Raw genomic sequence first — 16,390 nt, forward strand, 5'->3', positions numbered from 1 at the left:
AGCGCTGTGCAGTACCTGTAGGAGCGGGTTTACCCGCGGAGAGGCCGGCACTGCATCCCAGAATCTGAATTTGTAGGAGTCGTCATGGACGCTCGCTTGATTGCTTTTCTGGACCGCGCCGAATCGGTACTGGCGCGCCTTGAGCCGCTGTTGCCCGCACCACGCCCGGACATCGACTGGCACACCACCTTGGCCGCCCGCTGGCAGCGCGATGGCCGCACCGGTTACCTGATGCCCCTTGAAGTCAGCCTGGACATCCGCCTGAGCGACCTGATCGGGGTCGACCAGCAACGTGACCAGCTGGGCCGCAACACCCACCAGTTCATCAATGGCCTGCCCGCCAACCACGCCTTGCTGTGGGGTTCGCGTGGCACCGGCAAGTCGTCGCTGGTGCGCGCCTTGCTGGCCGAGCACGAAGGTGCCGGCCTGCGCCTGATCGAAATCGAGCGCGACCACCTGGCCGACCTGCCGCGGGTGGTCGAGCAACTGCAAAAGCTACCGCAGCGCTTCATCCTGTTCTGCGACGACCTGTCGTTCGAAGCCGGGGAGGGCGACTACCGGGTGCTCAAGAGTGTGCTCGACGGTTCGCTGGAGCAAGCCCCCGACAATGTCTTGCTGTACGCCACCTCCAACCGTCGCCACCTGGTGCCGGAAAAAGAAAGCGACAACGAGAACTGGAAACGCGTCGACGGCGAGCTGCACCCCAGCGAAGCCGTGGAAGACAAGATCGCCCTGTCTGACCGCTTTGGCCTGTGGCTGTCGTTCTACCCCTTCACCCAGGACCACTTCCTTAATGTGGTCGAACACTGGATCGGCCAGTTGGCGCGCCCTGCCGGGTTGAACTGGCAGCGTGACGAAGCCCTGGACATCCTCGCCGTGCGCTGGGCCACTGGCCGCGGCAACCGTAATGGCCGTTGTGCCTATCAGTTCGCCCGCTACTGGGTCGGGCTGCAATTGCTGGAGCAAAAGTAAATGATCGACCTCAATGCCAGTGGCGCCGGCCTCGATGGCTATAACCTGCTGGCCGCGCAAGTGCAGGCGCTGTTTGCCGACGAGCGTGACTTCATCGCCAACGCCGCGCAGTTTTCGGCGTTTCTTTATAACCAGGTGGACGACCTGAACTGGGCGGGGTTTTACCTGAACCGCAACGAAGAGCTGGTGCTCGGGCCGTTCCAGGGGCAGGTGGCGTGTGTGCGCATTCCGTTCAGCAAGGGTGTGTGTGGCGCGGCTGCGGCCACGCGGCAAACCCAGCGGGTGGAAGACGTGCATGCGTTCCCGGGGCATATCGCTTGTGACAGCGCGTCCAACAGCGAGCTGGTGATTCCGTTGGTGAAGGCGGGCAGGTTGATTGGGGTGCTGGACCTGGACAGCCCGAAGGTGGGGCGCTTCAGTGAGGCGGACCAGGTGGGGTTGGAGCGGTTGGCGGCGATCTTTCTGGAATTGACCGACTGCTGATAATTGGGTTGCCTGTTCCGGCCTCTTCGCGGGCAAGCCCGCTCCCACAGGGGGCGGCGCGGTCCCTGTGGGAGCGGGCTTGCCCGCGAAGAGGCCAGTGCAGGTTTAGCAATCAGTCGTACATCGCCTTCTTCTTCCAGGTCTCTTCCTCGTCGGTCTTGAGCCCGTCGGTCAGTTCGTTGTGCTCGTCCTCCGCCGGTGCCATGCGGTCCATCACCTGGGCGTTGGCCCGTGCCAGCAGTTTCTCCAAGTAGGTTAGCTGCTCTTCATACACCTTCGGCTCAGGCTGCTTGCGCAAATACTGCACACCCCGCTCGAAGGCGAGGCGTGCCTGGCCCGGCTGAGCTTTCTGCAAGGCCAGCTGGCCAAGGTTGTTGAAGAACTCGATATGCAGCAGCACCAGGATATGACGGATCTCCTTGACCCACTGCTTGGCCTCGTTGGCAGGCAGGAAGCCCTCCTGTGCGGCGCGGGCGACCTGCGTGTGCAGCGCTTCGAGCAGAAAACGCACGTCCTTGGCCTTGGCCTCGGTCTGGATCGGGTTAGGCGGGTTGTTCACCGGGATCTTTTCGCCCAGGGCGATCTGGCCTTCCAGCTCGGCGATGCGCGCTTTGAGTTCAGCATTGTGCTTGTCCACCGTCAGCTGGCGCTGGTTGAGGTTCAGCTCCAGGCGGGCCAGCAGCAGCTTGAGGGCCGGTGTCATGAACTGGCCAGGGAAGGTCTCGGTGATTTCGCCGCAGCGGCGCAAGCGGTCGGCCAGCTCGATCTTCAACCGTGCGCGTTCCAGCTTGCTGTTCTCGACCACATTGTTGAGGTAGCCGATCACGATCAGCAACGCGATACCCGCCACGATGAGCAGAGTGATCAGAAGTGGTGTCACCGTTAATGCCTCATGAATAGGTTTGCATTATTGAGTGTAGGCGCGAGCTTGCTCGCGAGAGGCCCTGACAGGCATTCTCTTTTCTATCGGCAAACTGTGCCATGGCTGGATGCTGGCACATTAATGCTGACTTGACGCCAGAAAATCAACGCCAAACCCCTGCGGGCTGCCTGAAACAGCGCTCGGCACACCCGGAAGTCATTGATTTAAATAAATTTCTACAAAGGGGTTGACGCATCTTCGAAGCATCCATAGAATGCGCGCCACTTGCAGCGTAAAGCACACAGCGAAACGCGGCAGGGAGTGAAAGCAGCATGTAAATGCTTGCAGCGTGTCCCCTTCGTCTAGTGGCCTAGGACACCGCCCTTTCACGGCGGTAACAGGGGTTCGAGTCCCCTAGGGGACGCCATATTGCGGGAATAGCTCAGTTGGTAGAGCACGACCTTGCCAAGGTCGGGGTCGCGAGTTCGAGTCTCGTTTCCCGCTCCAGTTTCTCCGGCAACGCTTAACGGCGGGGCAGGAAAAGAAAGCCCAGGTTGAATCGTGAGGTTCAATATCTGGCGCACTGAAAAGTGTTGTGTGTCCCCTTCGTCTAGTGGCCTAGGACACCGCCCTTTCACGGCGGTAACAGGGGTTCGAGTCCCCTAGGGGACGCCATTTGCGGGAATAGCTCAGTTGGTAGAGCACGACCTTGCCAAGGTCGGGGTCGCGAGTTCGAGTCTCGTTTCCCGCTCCAGTTTAAATACTGTGGCGTCTATGCGGTACAGTGGTGGTGAAGGTCGTCAAGGCGCTTCACGCCGATTAGCGGTAAAAGCTTCACAATGCGGGAATAGCTCAGTTGGTAGAGCACGACCTTGCCAAGGTCGGGGTCGCGAGTTCGAGTCTCGTTTCCCGCTCCAAACATGAAAAACGCCACTCTTTCGAGTGGCGTTTTTTTTTACCTTTTAAAAGGTCTACTACAAAATCGGCCGGTCCTCAAGCGTAGCCGCCGCATAGGGGAATTTCAGCCAGCTCACTTTATCGTCGAACGAGACCTCTACCGATACGTGGAACTGATAGTTCAGCGCCAGTTTCATCAGGTCGGTCTTGCTCACCGCGCCCAGTGTCAGGATGCCGGCCTCGGTGGATACCGGGAGTTCATTGGCGATGGCAAGCCTGATGACCTTGGAGACGTCGCCGCGCTCCACCCCTTCAATCCATGCGTTGACGAATTGCGACGTGTGCCGGAGTTGCCAGTCTCCCAATGTGAACGTAGCGCTTTCCCCCATTGAGCGCAGGTTAATCGCGCCATTCTGGATTTTGCTGCACTGCACGATCGGTAGGCCTTCGATCGCCCGTACCGTAACATGATGTGAGGGAGAGACCGGCACATCGGGTTTATTGATTTGGTAACGCAACTCGGCCCGATTGTTCATGTGCGGCGGGATATGCACACGTGGGATACGGACCTCACGCACGCCTGGTGGCATGCTGGCGGAGGTCCCCCCCAGTGTTCCTGGTTCGCCCCAGAATGCGGTGACGGTTTCATTCGGCCTGATGTCCGCATCGTCCGGGATGACGAATGTCACGCCATTGACTGCGTCTCTCGGAACCAGCGTGCTGAAGTACTCGTTGCCTTTGGCTTCTTTGATGCGTGGTGGCGGTAGCACGCGTGGCGGGGGAGAAGGGTCTGAGCTGAGCGAGCGTGCCAGTGCACGCTGGGGCGCCGTACCGGCCCGGTCCTGCACTTCATAGCGGGCGAAGCGGGTACCGTTCCTGGACTGGCGAATGAAATCACCGGGATAGATAAGCGTGACCGGTTTGCTGATACTTTGCGCGCCCAGGGTTTCAATGTGGTCGCTGGCAAGTGTCATCATGCCGACCATGTGCTGGCCTACGGGGTCGTCGCTCCAGTACCACTTCACGGTGTCGCCCACCTCCGCACCCAGGATGGGAGGGACAGTGGCTTCTACCTTGTCACCATTGGCCGCGAGGTAATCTTCAGTGACCCCCTGGCGGATGACGTAATCGGAAAACTCAAGCCTGTCGTCATCCGGGTTCAGCAAGGGGGGGGTCTTGTCGATGTAGATATCCAGCGGCCGCGAAGCCGCATGGGTGTCATTGAAGATGGTGACCTCGTAGTGCAATTGGTGCGGGCCTTCGACCATCGTGCGAACGGGTACAAGGATAAAGAGTTCTTCAGGTTTGATGGCCTGGTTGAAGGTCTTCTTTTCAACCAGTACGCCGTTCCAGTACAGGTATAGATATTCTTCGTCCGTCACGCTGGGGTTCGAGTGAGCCCACAGGGGGAATTCTACCCGCAAGGGCAGATAGGTTGCCCGGAACGACACCGTGTTCGGTATTCCTCCTTCTATATCGGGCACCAGTTCTGGCACGTTTGGAGGTACGAGGAGGGCTGTGTCTTTGGCGGTCGCTTTCTTGGCAGGTGCCTTCCTGGTAGACGATTTCGCTTCAACGGAGCTTTTTTTCTGTGTCATCGACCTTCCCTTCCTCTGATGCATAAATGAAAAAGGGAAGGCGCTTGGGCCTTCCCTTCGTTGTCACCAGTTGTAACGCACGCCGAAATTAACGCCCCACGGCTGCTCTATCTTGCTGCCGTTGCTGTAGTCGAAGTCGGCGTGTGCTTGCCATTTATCGTCCCAGGCGACTGCCATCCCGACACCCACTTCGCCGCGCGAGCCTGACAGGTCGGTGCCGAAGCGGTTGTCGTTCACTTTCACCTGGTTGTCATTGACGAATTCGTGAACGGCGGCAACCCGCAGGTAAGGTTGCACGCTGCGCCCTTCGCCGGCTGTGAAGGTGCGCCCGACGGTGCTGCCCACTTTGCCCAGCACCGAACGGGTGCGTTCGCTTTCGGCACGCATGCCGTTATCCAGGGTGTAGTCCTTGCCTTGCACCACAAGCCCGGACAATTGCGCGAAGGGTTCGACGAACCAGCCATCTGCCAGGGCCAGTTGGCGCCCCACTTCCAGCGATACGCCGGCGCCCAGGGCGGCATAATCGCCCTTGGCCTTGCTGTCGTCGCTCATGCGCACGTCAGCCTGGTTCTTGAACCGGTTGAGCCGAGCCACGGCGTCGAAGTAGTAGCCGCTGTCGGGATCCAGCCAGGTGGCATAAGCGCCGGCATGGTAGCTGTCGACGCTGGCCGACGAGCCCCGGGTGAGGTTGAGGTCGGAGTTGCTGTAGCCAGCCGTGACCCCGACCAGCCAGTTACCGTCGCCGGCTGCCACGGGTGTGTCGGTACCGATCGACAGCCCTTGCTGCTGTTGCTGGTAAGCGGCGCCAGAGGTGCCCGAAACGTTGTACTGGTTGGCGTAGGTGCGTACCCAGCCACCGGCCTTGCGCGGGTCACGGCGCACCTCGCCCATGCGGCTGCGCAAGGTGCCCAGCTCGCCATACCAGATGGTGGGTGCCACATTGGCCAGTGCCATGACCGACTGTGTGCCTGGGCTGACCGTGCGGGTAGTTACGTCCAGGTACCAATCGTTGCTGTCTCGTTGCACCAGGTCGTAGGAGTACGCACCCAGGTCCACAGCGCCCCCCGCCAGTGAGAACTGCGCATCGCCCGCGGCGGTGTGCACCACATGCAGGCTGTTGTCGGCAAGCGGGTCATTGCCGCTGGGGCTGATCAGCAGCTGATGAGTGCCGCTGGCGGTGCCGGTCACCTCGAGGAAGTCCGACTGAGCGGTGCTGAAGTCTGCCTCCATGATAAAGGTGCCGTTGCCTGCCAGCTTGTCCACCGACAGGGTGAAGAAGTCCCCTGGCCCGCCGAAGCGCACTGCACCTTCATTGAGGGTGAGGTCGCTGGTGTGGCTGTTCTCGATCAGGACCCACTCGGCGCCGCTGTTGATCCCCAGGCTGGCGACATTATCCAGGCGGCCCGTGAGGGTGGCGCGGTTCTCCAGCAACACGTTCGCGGTGCCGCCGGCGGCCGCGACGATATCGCCGTGCAAGTGGCTGTCATTGACCCGCAGGTTGGCGGAAGCGTCGTCCGCCACCTCTAGCAATACGCCGTTGCCACCGCTCAAGGTAGCGCCGTTGAGCACGTCGATCTGCGCGGAAGCTGCGAAGCCTGCACCGCGGCCTACCATGATTGCTGGGCCGTTGCGCCCTTCGACCAGGCTGTTGTCCACGACCAGCGTCGAGCCGCCGCGGCCATTGTCTTCAAGGATGCGCGCACCATAGCTGCCACCACTGAGGGTGCTGCCCTCTTTGGCAGTCAGGGTGCCCGCCACCATGCGTACCCCCTCGCTGGCATCATCAGTACCCCTCAGCGCGCTGCGTTGCAGTTCGGCAGTGCTGGCGTTGATGGTTGCGCCCTGGACGCCGCCCTCGACCACGCTGTCGCTGATCACGGCGGTCGAACCGTTGCTCAAGCCAAGGCCGCGGGTGTTGCTGCTGATGGTGGTACGTTGCACGGTGGCGCTGGCGCTTCTGAGCGACAGGCCATTGGCGTTGGTTTCGGCGGTGACCTGGCTGTCGGACAGGTTCACGGTGGAGCCTGCCTCGGCGGCGATCTGCAGGGTCGTCGCACCCTCGGCGGTAAGGGTGGCTGGGCCGATCACCCGGTAGCTATCCAGCGTGCTGCCTGCACCGAGCTGGGTATCGTCGCTGATCAGGGTTTCGCCCCAGGCAGAGGTGGCGAACAGCAGGGGGCCGAACAGCATAAACCCGGCCGCTGGTGAACGGCGGCGGGCAGGGAAGGGAGGGCGACTTGGCATGGGGGCACCATCAAAGTGAATGTTTTCCTGTAAGACCCTTCTCTTATTTGTGAGGGACGGATCTGTTAAGCCGCGAGGTTAGTCACGGTTGGCCGCGAAAAATGTAGGAAAACTCCTACTCAATGGATGGAAAATTCGTCACCAGGCAACGGCCCTGGATGCAGGCCGTTGCTGGTGCAGGATCACGGCCTGGTCAAGTCGCAAGAACCGTTGGTGCTCTGATCGGACATGCTGATCCTGTTCTCGGTTGGTCTGGATATACGGGGGGGGATGGTGTTGATGACGTAACTCACCTGCGCGCGCCCACCTTGGGGGTTGGCCTTGAAAATGGGCTGGATATGCTGGAGGTAGGGCTCGACCCTCCAGATGAAGCCGTTACTGATCTGGTCTGCGGTCAATGTCAGGGTTTCCTGCTTCTCCACCCCAGCGATCAGGTCACCGCCCACAGTTTCGTTATACATCAACCAAGACAGCGTTATGGTGGTCTCCTCTTCTATGAATAAGCCGCTGCAGGGGGGTACCCAAACCCTGATTGCCGGGGCTGCGGCGGGGTCGACGGGGTCCCAGATCGACGGGCAGCTCAGCCAGCCTCGGTCGGTAAGGCCATGGAACGCAAGATCGTCCGGCGTCATGTCGATAGCCGTTACATGCACGTACCGAGGGGACGATTCCTGCTCGTTGATTGCTGTGAGGCTGGCACGTACGGTGTAGTGCACGGGCAGTGCCGGGTCGTTGCCTGCACGCTCGATATAGCTCCAGGGAATCGTGACGCTCTTTTCGGTGCCGGTGGCTTGATCTACCACCCAGCGAGCCTCGGTCACCAGGGTGCCTTTCCAGTAGAAGTCCACTACCTGGCCGTTTGCGGCGTCGGGGTATACGTCGAACGTCAGGGTGGCATCTTGGCCACGGTCTGGTAGTGCAATCTCGTTTTCAAGTCCTGTGAAGCTGGTAATCGTTGGCGCAAGCAGGGCGGGGTTGACTGGCCAGGTTGGGTCTGGGTCTGGGCGTTCGGGGCCGGCGATGGACAAGTCGACATTGAAGTCATCGTCTGCCGGCCCATAAGGGGCGTGATGGCGCAGCACTTTGTAGCTGACGTTGGTGGGCACTACCCCGGTGGCTTTACCGTATTCGTCACGCAATACCTGGATTGGGACGGCAATCTTGATCGGGATTGGACGTGTGCCTACCTGTTCTGCCTGAAGTACTGTCGAGCCCCAGGTCACCAAGATTTTGTCATTGTCATTGCGGTTGGTGTACAGCCCTATTTCGACGGTCACACCTGCGTGAGCCTCATCCAAGCTCAGCACGCCATCGTTCGTGGCCAAAGGCACTTCCGGTCGTGGCAGGTTGGCAGGCTCTGGCGTGACTACCACGTCGATCGTGGCAGGCAAACGGATGCGACTGCGGTTGCGTGCTTTATCGAAGAGGTAGTACACGATATAGAACCTGCCATCGCCCAATAGGCGGACTGAGTCTGCCGGTAAGATGACCTTGAGGTCGTCGGTAACGGCGCCTGCAGCGGCTGGGTTTTCATAATCGGTATCTTCTTCGGACCATTCTTTCAGGTAGAAGACATGATAAGTGTCACCTGGTGCCCGGTCCTGGTAGTCAGGCAAGTCCAACTCGATGCCTTCTGGGTGGTTGACCAAATAGCGTTCGTTGATGATTTCGTTGGGCGGCAGGAGTGGGGGCGCGGGGTCGTCCCCCCATGGGGCGACGCTGTCACAGATCAACTCGATAGGGAGAGAAACGTATTTGTCGCCTAAATGGTCTATGAGTTCATAGCGCACCCAGAGTTTGCCATTGCGTGGAATGGATTCCTGGGGGAACTCGAGCGTAAGTGGGAAGTCTTCAGGGACAATGGGTGGGTCGAATCTTTTTACAGGGCCAATAGCCACAAAGGTATGTTCGGCGCCGGTCAAGGTGAATTGCAACTGCAAGGTTGAAAAGTCTGAAGGGCCGCTACCGGGCGGCGGCAAAAAATGCCACTGAGGAATTTGTACGGTCAGGTTTTTCTTCAGCGCGTCTTTGTGCAGTGTGCCGTCATTGATATCGACGATGTCCAGGACGTTGGGTTTTGTGAGGTCAGCCAGCGCAGGCGTTGAGGGTGCGTTTTGTAGTTTCAGAAAGTTGCGCCGGGCTTTTTCGGCACGGAAGAATTTGAGAGAAGTTGATTTTGAATTGTTCATAGTCACTCTCCGGGGATGCAAGTACTTGTTTTGCTGTTAGTGGCTTGTGCAACACCGCCGGGAAATTCAGGGTGATGTTGGCGGTGAATTATTTGCTAGCGGCTTCAATTTATTCTAATTCCGAGGCCAGCGAGTTCGTGTCGAATAAAATCTCGTCGTAAAAATACGGAGTTTGCAACACGCTCCGGGTCGTTACGGCGGATGCTGATGCCTGGGCAGCACTCGACACTTCCAACGGCGGTAATGACAATTTTCTAGAGGCGTGTGCTAGGAATGTTAAAACCCTTGGCCCGCAAAAACACGGCACTTGCGCTGATCCTTGGAATTGCGGTGGGGACCCCGTGTGTGTTGACTGCGGCGAATGCAGCGGGTGTAGCAGATACGGTGGCTGCGGCAGATGCTGTTGCCTGGGCATTCCTCGAAACTTCCATAATTGCCTTAACTGCCGTTTTGGCAAGCTGGAAAGTACCGGCGACCATCAGCGGCAACCCCACGATTGTCGCCGCTATGCCGAGAGCCGCTGCGATTCCTTGTCTGTCTTGGCTGCCAGACAATGTCGCTTCGGTGCTGATAATGAAACCCGCGGTTCCTAGCCCTGCAGCTGTAGCCCCCACAGCTGCGCCTACGAGCATTGCAGTCGTGGACATACCAACCGCCGTTGCGGTTGCATTCATGGCAGCGCTCAATGTCATTGTTGGTGTGGCTACGGTTAAGCCGATTGCCGCGAGTGGGGGAGCCAACAAGGCAGCAGCTGCGACGAGGCCTAACAGGATCGCGGTAGCCGATATCCCTGTACTGGTCCAGAACATGGCATCTGGCCTGAAACCGCGCGAGCTCTGGTTCCTCGCCAGGTCCTCCAGCGACCGGGTCTGCCCCGTGTTACCGATGCTGTAATGCCCGGTCGGGTCGCGGAACGTCACCGGGTTGCCCTGGCAATACCCGTAGTAATTCAATCCCCCTTCACCGAACGGGCTGAGCGCATCTGGGCTGTTGAAGCGCATGAGCGCAGGGTTGTAGGCGCGGTAGCCATTGCCCAGCAGGTACCAGCCACTGTCCGGGTCGAGTGCTTCCCCGTTGTAGCCCAGCGCGCTGTGAGCAGGGCCGTCGGTGTGGCGCTCGCCGTACGCCGAGTAGCGGATGGCGCCCAGGCTGCCTGCCTGGCTTTCGGCAACCACGCTGTGGCTGGCGCTGGTATGCAGCAGCACGGGTGGTTGCGCGCCAACGCCAGATTGCTGTTGGCCCAGCGGCTGCTCGCCCTGGTGCAGGAACAGTGTTTCCAGGCCATCACGCACGGCCATGCGCAACTGCAGGCCGTCATGCAGCAGCAGGGTCGGCTTGCCCGCTTGCAGGGCGGTGATCAACAGGCCGTTGGCGTCGTGGCCGTAGCTGTCGAGGTCACCCGCCTGGTTGAGGCCAAGCAGCCGGTTCTGGCTGTCGTAACGGGCCGGGCGGCCGCGCTCGTCGCGGGTCAGGTTGCCATTTTTGTCGTAGGTCAAGCGGGGGTTGGGCTCCGTACGCGGTGGGTTGTACTCGACGCGTTGTAGCTGGCACGGGTCGCTTTCGGCATAGGTGAACCTTGCCTGCTCAGGGCGAGGCCCGCCGGCGAACATTGTGAGGGTTACGCTGATGTTGTCGTAGGCATCGAACGTGAATGTCTGCCGCGTTATGCTGCGGCCTTGCGGGTCTTGGGGCAGCTCAAGGCCAGTACAGGTGTGGGTGACAAGGCGCGAGCGCTTGTCGTACCCGAAGTCCTCTTGCAACAACGACACCGCGGCGGCTTTCAAATGCCGGCTCTGCAGCAGGTCATCATCGCCCCAGACCTGCTCCTGGGTGCGTTCGGCATGCCCGGCCTGGCGCCAGGTACGCTTGTCCTCGCGGTCCTGATCGTCGTACGTGATTGCGGTTTCCACCACGTTACCGGTGCTCAGGTCATGGCTGCTGATATGCGATACAAGGCCCAGATCATCGTAGGTAAAGCTAGCCTGCATTAGCCCCTGGCGGGTAGACGCAAGGCGGCCAGTGGCGTCGTCATAGCTGTGCTCGGTCTTCACGCCATTGGCTTCAGTGGTTGTCATGAGCCGGTCGTGAAGCGTGCTGAGGTGCGTTCTGCTCCAGGTTTTACCGCTGCCGTTGTCATCCCAGTGCTCTGCGACCAACTGGTTGGCGATGTTGTAGTCGAAGCGCCGTTTGCCTTGTCTGTTGTTGCAGCTCAGCAGCCGCGCGCTGGAGTCGTGATAGTTGAAGCTGGCGCGATCGTCCGGCGCATCACTGCTGATGGGTTCGTTGGTCAGTTGCAAGTTGTAGTCCAGTTCGAGGGTTTCACCGGCAGGGCTGATGCGCTGACGGGGCATCGGTTCGCCATCACGGAACAGGAAATACTCGGTACGGTTACCGGTGGTGGCACCCATCAGCCGGTTGAGCCCGTCATGGTATTGCGCGCCAATTTGCCGAGCGGGCTGCAGGACGTTGGCCGGTTTCACCACAAGGCTAGCCGGTAAGTCGTCGGAAGCATGTGCGGCATAGGTGCGCGTGAGCTGGGTGTTGTCGGGCAAGTGAGTGCCGAGCATGCGGCCCCAGGCGTCGTAACTGAACGTGGTGGAATGGCCGCGCTCGTCCTTTTCTTCGAGCGTTCGCCCCAGGCCGTCGTAGCGGTAACTGCGCTCGGCGAGCAGCTCGCCCAGCGCGTTCAGGCGCTTGCGCAGCACCGGCTTGTCGAACAGGTTCAGCCAGGTTTCGGTCCGGGCGCTGACCGCGCGCGCTTTTTGGGTGAACTTGGCTTTTTTGCCGTGCCGTGAAACCACTACATTACGTGTTTTCAGCTCGCCACCTTCGCGCCAGGTGCGACGGATGGGGCCTTTGTGGGTGGGCGTGCCGATGGGGCAAAGTACGTTGTGCTCTTCAACACCATCCGGGCCTATGGTGCAGCTCTGCTCGCCCCAGTCATCGTATTGGAAGCGGGTCGTCAGGGTCAGCGACTTGCTGCCTTGCAGCCAATCTGTGCTGGTTGTTTCAACTCTGTTGCCGAAGGCGTCATGCTTGAAGGCTGATATTTCGAAGAACATACCTGGGCGTGCCTCAAGCACATTGTCCCGTTTCTCGGTAACAGGCCTGCCCAGGCCGTCCAGTTCGGTCAGCGTGCTGACCCCTCGCGCGTTTTTCACCTGCTGGCTGGCAATGTCGCCGTTGGCCGCGCAGAGGGAGTAAACGTAATGCCTGCTGGCTTCATAGCGTGTTCCGGGCGATACCTTTTCACAGGTGGTACGGCGCAGAACATCGAAGTCACGCTGGGTTTCAACGCCGCTTTGATCACGCTCGAAGAGTGTTTCGCCAAGCAGTAACGAGCGTCGCTGTAGGGTTGATTGCGTTGTGCCGTCATAACCGATCAGGGTTTCGATGGTTTGCAGGGTCGGGTGCAGGCTGAGCGGGTCGACCATCGCTGTGAACTGATACTGGGTTGTGGTCTCGAGCTTGTTGCGCTTGACGACCTGCTGATAGCGCCGGCCATGCAGCAAGCTGGCGCTGGGTGCGTCTATGTAACTGTATGTGGTGTGCTCCAGCGGTTGCGCTTCGTTACCCTGTTGCACCAGCGTTTCGCTATGCTCGACCACCATGGGATTGAGCTTTGTGGCATTACCTGCCAGGGGTGGCAGAGCGCTGTATCGGTAGTGGTGAGTGAGGGTAGGGGCCGCCCCCTTGCCAGTGCTGGCAGGGGTGGTCGTTTTACTTTTGAGGTGACGAACAAAACCATTGGCGTCGCCTGGGTAGCCATCCTGCTCCTCGGTGCTATACCAGGTACTGGTTTCGGTCACGCCGTTGGCGAGCTTGCGCAGGGTCACGTTGCCGTGGGTGTCGTAGGTTGTCTCGACGGTTTCCAGGCGGCTGCGTGTCACGTCATAGGTCTTCGACCAGCGTGTCTGCTCTTTGATGGGCAGTTGCAGGGTGGGCGGTTGCTGGTCGAACGGCACATCCCGGAGGTTGTAGGTGGTGCTGGCCTCGTGAACGCTTTCGTTCTGGACGGTCCTGGTCGAGGTCAACAGGTGAAAACGGTTGAAGGTGCGGGTGATGCTGCGCAGGGGCTTGGCATCGGCGTCACACAGCGTCTCCACAGACTTGTATTCATAATTACCCGTGTGCTTGTAGAGGTTATCTCTGCCATCGTCGGCCCAGGGTACCTGAATGCCGTGGCCCAGGAAGTTGGCTGAGTTTGGGTAGGTATAGTCACTCATAAACGAGGGTTGCCCCAGGCCGGGTTCGACGATGTGACGGGTGACACGGGGCAACGGGTCGCGACGGCTGCCGGCAGGGAACAGGTGGCCGCCGTCGCGGTATTGCAAGTACTCGCGCGCACCGGTCGGCGTCTCTATTTTCTCAAGGCACAGATGGCCCAATACTTGCCGGTATTCCAGGCGCCAGCTGGCCTGTTCCGGGGTTGGCAGCACAATAGACTTCACCCAGTCGCCGTTGACCAGGTTCATCACATAACGGGCAACGGGCTGGCCATCACCGCCCTCATACGGCCGCTCGCGAAGTTCGATGCGGCCATTGGCACGTTCAACCTCCAACAAGATCTGCCCACGCCCGTCGGTGATCGTGCTGAGCATCATGTAGGCAGCGTTGAACGGTTTGTATGCGAAGTTGAGCCTGTGCCCGGTAGGGGAATACACCTCGACGGGCAGGGCGATGCGCCCGAGCAGGCTGCCCATCACTTCGAGGATTTCCACCATGCCCGAGCGGTGGACAACGCGATAACGTGCGTTGCCGCCAGGCCCTGCGGGCTCCCGATAGAAATGGAAGTGAGGCAGTTTTTGTTCGGGCATGTACAGGCGATCGCCCGAAGTACCCGTAACTTTGAATGTTTCACCGGTATGGGTGGTGATGACCTGGTTGTGTTCAGTGAACTGCGTCAGTAACAGGTTCCAACCTTTGCCCCACCCCGAGTCGATGATGTTGAGCGGGTTGAAGGTTATTGTGAGGGGTACATCCGGGCCTTGGAAGTAGTTGGCGCCAAGTTCCGGCAGCGCGATAGACAAAGTGTATTGCCCAGTGCGGGTGTCTACGCCACTTTCCATAAAGCTCATGAAGTTCAGGGCGTTGGAGTGTAATGAAGATTCCGTGCTCATGGTGGAAGTGCTCGCTTTACACGTGGTGAAAGAGGTTGGGCGCACGACCGTTGTGCCCGGAATATGAGCAGACACTAGTCGAAGTATGCCTCGCTGGCACCTAGCATTTTTGCCAGGTGTGGGGGCGTGAGTGGGGTGATATACCTGTCGCCAATTCCCATGATTGGTTATTGGCCACAGAGGACACTTTCATGAATACGCCAGATATGCCGGACGTTGCGCACCTCGACGTGAGGACAAATTCGGTTGATCTGGATGCGCTGGCATCAGGCCCATTGGATACCTGGATAACCTACAGCGGTATCACTGCGGGAGATTACGTGAAGATCAACTGGCGTGGCCTGATGGAAGATGGCTCTGTTGATGATATTTTCAGTGCTTATGAGGTGGATGTACTTGACGCTCAACAGCGCTGGCTGTTCCCGATCGAATTCAATCGCCTTTCGAAGTTGCGAGGCGGTACGGTGTTCTATTCGTTCCAACTTCCTGATAGCAACGGCATTTTTGTGGTGGAGTCGAAGCGCAGGCACTTTTACATTAACCGAATGGCCGACGGCCTGTGGGCCTTGCCGGTCGCGCACCTGCAGGGTGCCCATGACTTGATCATTGATGTTACTCAACTCAAGGATGAGGGCCTGCAACTGGCGACTCCGCCGTATGTCTCCATGGCTGAAGGGGACAAGGTATTCCTGGTGTGGGAGCCTTATTACGGCGAGTTCATGCCTGGCGAACCGATCGAATTGCTGCATGAAGTCAGCAACGCTGACCTCGGCCAGCCGTTGCTTTGGCACTTGGAACGTGGTGATGTCGAAAACTACATGTTCGGCTTCGGGGTTTTGCGCTACCGCATCGAATATACCGGTGGCTCGGTAAGCCGTTCGCCTGAGCAACGTTTCGACATTGTCTGGCCCGATCCAAGTGACCCTCCTGCCACGCCTCTGCTGGCGGCGCCCAGTATTCCGGGGCATGTAGGAGACACGCTCGACCCCGATGGCGATGCTTATAAGGACGGTATCTGGCTGCTGGCCGAGCCTTACCCAGACCTACGCCTGGGCGATTCCCTGATGCTCTATGTAGAAGGCCCGGAGGTGAGCCTGCGCAGCGTGCGAGCAGATGTCAGTTCGCTCGACAGCCAACACCTGGCGTTTCATCTGGACCGTGCGTGGCTGCAGAGCGAGGTCAACCGTGGCAAGCAAATTACCTTCAGCTATGAGTACGGACGCCCTGGGGCACAAAAGCGCTCGGAGGGGCTGACCGTGGCCTTGCAGCGCCCCATGAACCTGCCACTGCCCGTCATCAAAGATGCCGTGCAGGAATGGAACGATGAGCCGCATCAGGGCACTGTCCACCCGCGTAACCTCAATGGCGGCGCCGAAGTGCGTATTCCGGCGGATGCAGAGTTGGGTGAGGGGGAGTTGCCGGCACCGCAGGTCAGTGTGCACTGGGAGGGGCATGGCAGCACGGGCTCGGTCATCGTGCCACAGCCCGTCTCTGGTGACCTGCGCCTGTTCAGGGTGCCGCGAACGGCCATCGCCGCCAACATGGGCAGGCGCCTTGATGTCTATTACACCGTTACCAAAACTGGCGAATTGCCCCGCAGCTCACAGAAATTCGACCTGAAGGTGGCCGATTACGGCCAGCAGAGCTACCCGCTCATACAGGTGGCGGGGGTTGAGAACGAGCAACTGTCGTTGGGCATAGTGCCGTCTGGCGGCGCGCTTTGCACTTTGGGGGCATGGGCATTCATGGCAGAAGGGCAGCTGCTGGGGATCGAAGCCGAAGGTGTGCCGAAAAGCCGTAAAAGTGCCAAGCATATCCTGCGCCCGCGCTCAACCGAGGTGAGTGCTGACGAGTATTACGATGGCCGTGTCGAGGCGTACTTGCCCAAAGCATTTCTTCAAGGGTTGCAACTGAACAGAAAGTTCAGGTTGACGGTGTCTGCCAGTTTTGATGATGGCGACACCTGGCGGAACTTTCGTTCCGTCGATATCGAATTGATTGCTTGAAATCCAACTCTTGCGTGAG

Annotated in this window: 8 protein-coding genes and 5 tRNA genes; 8 read left to right on the forward strand and 5 right to left on the reverse strand. The window is 59.5% G+C overall.

All coding sequences use genetic code 11. The annotated features are described in order from the left end of the window. The first annotated feature begins 84 nt into the window (after window positions 1–84). Entirely contained in the window at window positions 85–972 is an 888-nt protein-coding gene (locus tag GIB19_RS20790; RefSeq protein WP_027596053.1) for an ATP-binding protein, read from the forward strand. Next, window positions 973–1,455, forward strand: a complete 483-nt coding sequence (locus GIB19_RS20795; protein ID WP_027596054.1) for a GAF domain-containing protein — start codon at window positions 973–975, stop codon at window positions 1,453–1,455. Window positions 1,456–1,567: 112 nt separating this feature from the next. Here GIB19_RS20795 and GIB19_RS20800 read toward each other — a convergent pair whose 3' ends face one another. Continuing rightward, the gene (locus GIB19_RS20800) at window positions 1,568–2,335 is read right to left on the reverse strand and encodes a hypothetical protein (RefSeq protein ID WP_027596055.1); all 768 of its coding nucleotides are present in this window, start codon (window positions 2,333–2,335) and stop codon (window positions 1,568–1,570) included. Window positions 2,336–2,668: 333 nt separating this feature from the next. Here GIB19_RS20800 and GIB19_RS20805 point away from each other — a divergent pair. From GIB19_RS20805 to GIB19_RS20825, 5 genes are all read left to right on the forward strand, one after another. Beyond that, a tRNA-Glu gene (locus GIB19_RS20805) sits at window positions 2,669–2,744 on the forward strand. A gap of 4 nt (window positions 2,745–2,748) precedes the next feature. After that, window positions 2,749–2,824: transfer RNA gene (locus tag GIB19_RS20810), tRNA-Gly, on the forward strand. Between the two features lie 92 nt (window positions 2,825–2,916). Beyond that, a tRNA-Glu gene (locus tag GIB19_RS20815) sits at window positions 2,917–2,992 on the forward strand. Window positions 2,993–2,995: 3 nt separating this feature from the next. After that, a tRNA-Gly gene (locus GIB19_RS20820) sits at window positions 2,996–3,071 on the forward strand. 87 nt (window positions 3,072–3,158) lie between these two features. Next, a tRNA-Gly gene (locus GIB19_RS20825) sits at window positions 3,159–3,234 on the forward strand. Window positions 3,235–3,291: 57 nt separating this feature from the next. On the opposite strand, the gene GIB19_RS20830 is transcribed toward GIB19_RS20825, so the two are convergent. From GIB19_RS20830 to GIB19_RS20845, 4 genes are all read right to left on the reverse strand, one after another. Beyond that, window positions 3,292–4,812 (reverse strand): hypothetical protein, encoded by a 1,521-nt coding sequence (locus tag GIB19_RS20830; RefSeq protein WP_274887847.1) that lies wholly within the window; start codon window positions 4,810–4,812, stop codon window positions 3,292–3,294. 63 nt (window positions 4,813–4,875) lie between these two features. Next, window positions 4,876–7,056: an autotransporter outer membrane beta-barrel domain-containing protein gene (locus GIB19_RS20835; RefSeq protein ID WP_225876687.1), complete on the reverse strand. Its 2,181-nt coding sequence runs from the start codon at window positions 7,054–7,056 to the stop codon at window positions 4,876–4,878. A 182-nt stretch (window positions 7,057–7,238) separates the two neighbouring features. Continuing rightward, window positions 7,239–9,245 (reverse strand): hypothetical protein, encoded by a 2,007-nt coding sequence (locus GIB19_RS20840; protein ID WP_274887848.1) that lies wholly within the window; start codon window positions 9,243–9,245, stop codon window positions 7,239–7,241. A 254-nt stretch (window positions 9,246–9,499) separates the two neighbouring features. Further along, window positions 9,500–14,365, reverse strand: a complete 4,866-nt coding sequence (locus GIB19_RS20845) for an RHS repeat-associated core domain-containing protein (protein WP_274887849.1) — start codon at window positions 14,363–14,365, stop codon at window positions 9,500–9,502. A gap of 191 nt (window positions 14,366–14,556) precedes the next feature. Here GIB19_RS20845 and GIB19_RS20850 point away from each other — a divergent pair, with 191 nt between their 5' ends. Next, window positions 14,557–16,371, forward strand: a complete 1,815-nt coding sequence (locus GIB19_RS20850) for a hypothetical protein (protein WP_099428607.1) — start codon at window positions 14,557–14,559, stop codon at window positions 16,369–16,371. The last annotated feature ends 19 nt before the right edge of the window (window positions 16,372–16,390 follow it).

Origin of the sequence: Pseudomonas sp. ITEM 17296, from assembly GCF_028895205.1 — a bacterium.
Taxonomy (GTDB): domain Bacteria; phylum Pseudomonadota; class Gammaproteobacteria; order Pseudomonadales; family Pseudomonadaceae; genus Aquipseudomonas; species Aquipseudomonas kermanshahensis.

Bases quoted from the DNA above. Each gene is read 5' to 3' on its own strand.
- GIB19_RS20845 (WP_274887849.1), bottom strand. From the start codon at position 14,365: ATGAGCACGGAATCTTCATTACACTCCAACGCCCTGAACTTCATGAGC.
- GIB19_RS20850 (WP_099428607.1), top strand. From the start codon at position 14,557: ATGAATACGCCAGATATGCCGGACGTTGCGCACCTCGACGTGAGGACA.
- GIB19_RS20840 (WP_274887848.1), bottom strand. From the start codon at position 9,245: ATGAACAATTCAAAATCAACTTCTCTCAAATTCTTCCGTGCCGAAAAA.
- GIB19_RS20795 (WP_027596054.1), top strand. From the start codon at position 973: ATGATCGACCTCAATGCCAGTGGCGCCGGCCTCGATGGCTATAACCTG.
- GIB19_RS20790 (WP_027596053.1), top strand. From the start codon at position 85: ATGGACGCTCGCTTGATTGCTTTTCTGGACCGCGCCGAATCGGTACTG.
- GIB19_RS20830 (WP_274887847.1), bottom strand. From the start codon at position 4,812: ATGACACAGAAAAAAAGCTCCGTTGAAGCGAAATCGTCTACCAGGAAG.
- GIB19_RS20835 (WP_225876687.1), bottom strand. From the start codon at position 7,056: ATGCCAAGTCGCCCTCCCTTCCCTGCCCGCCGCCGTTCACCAGCGGCC.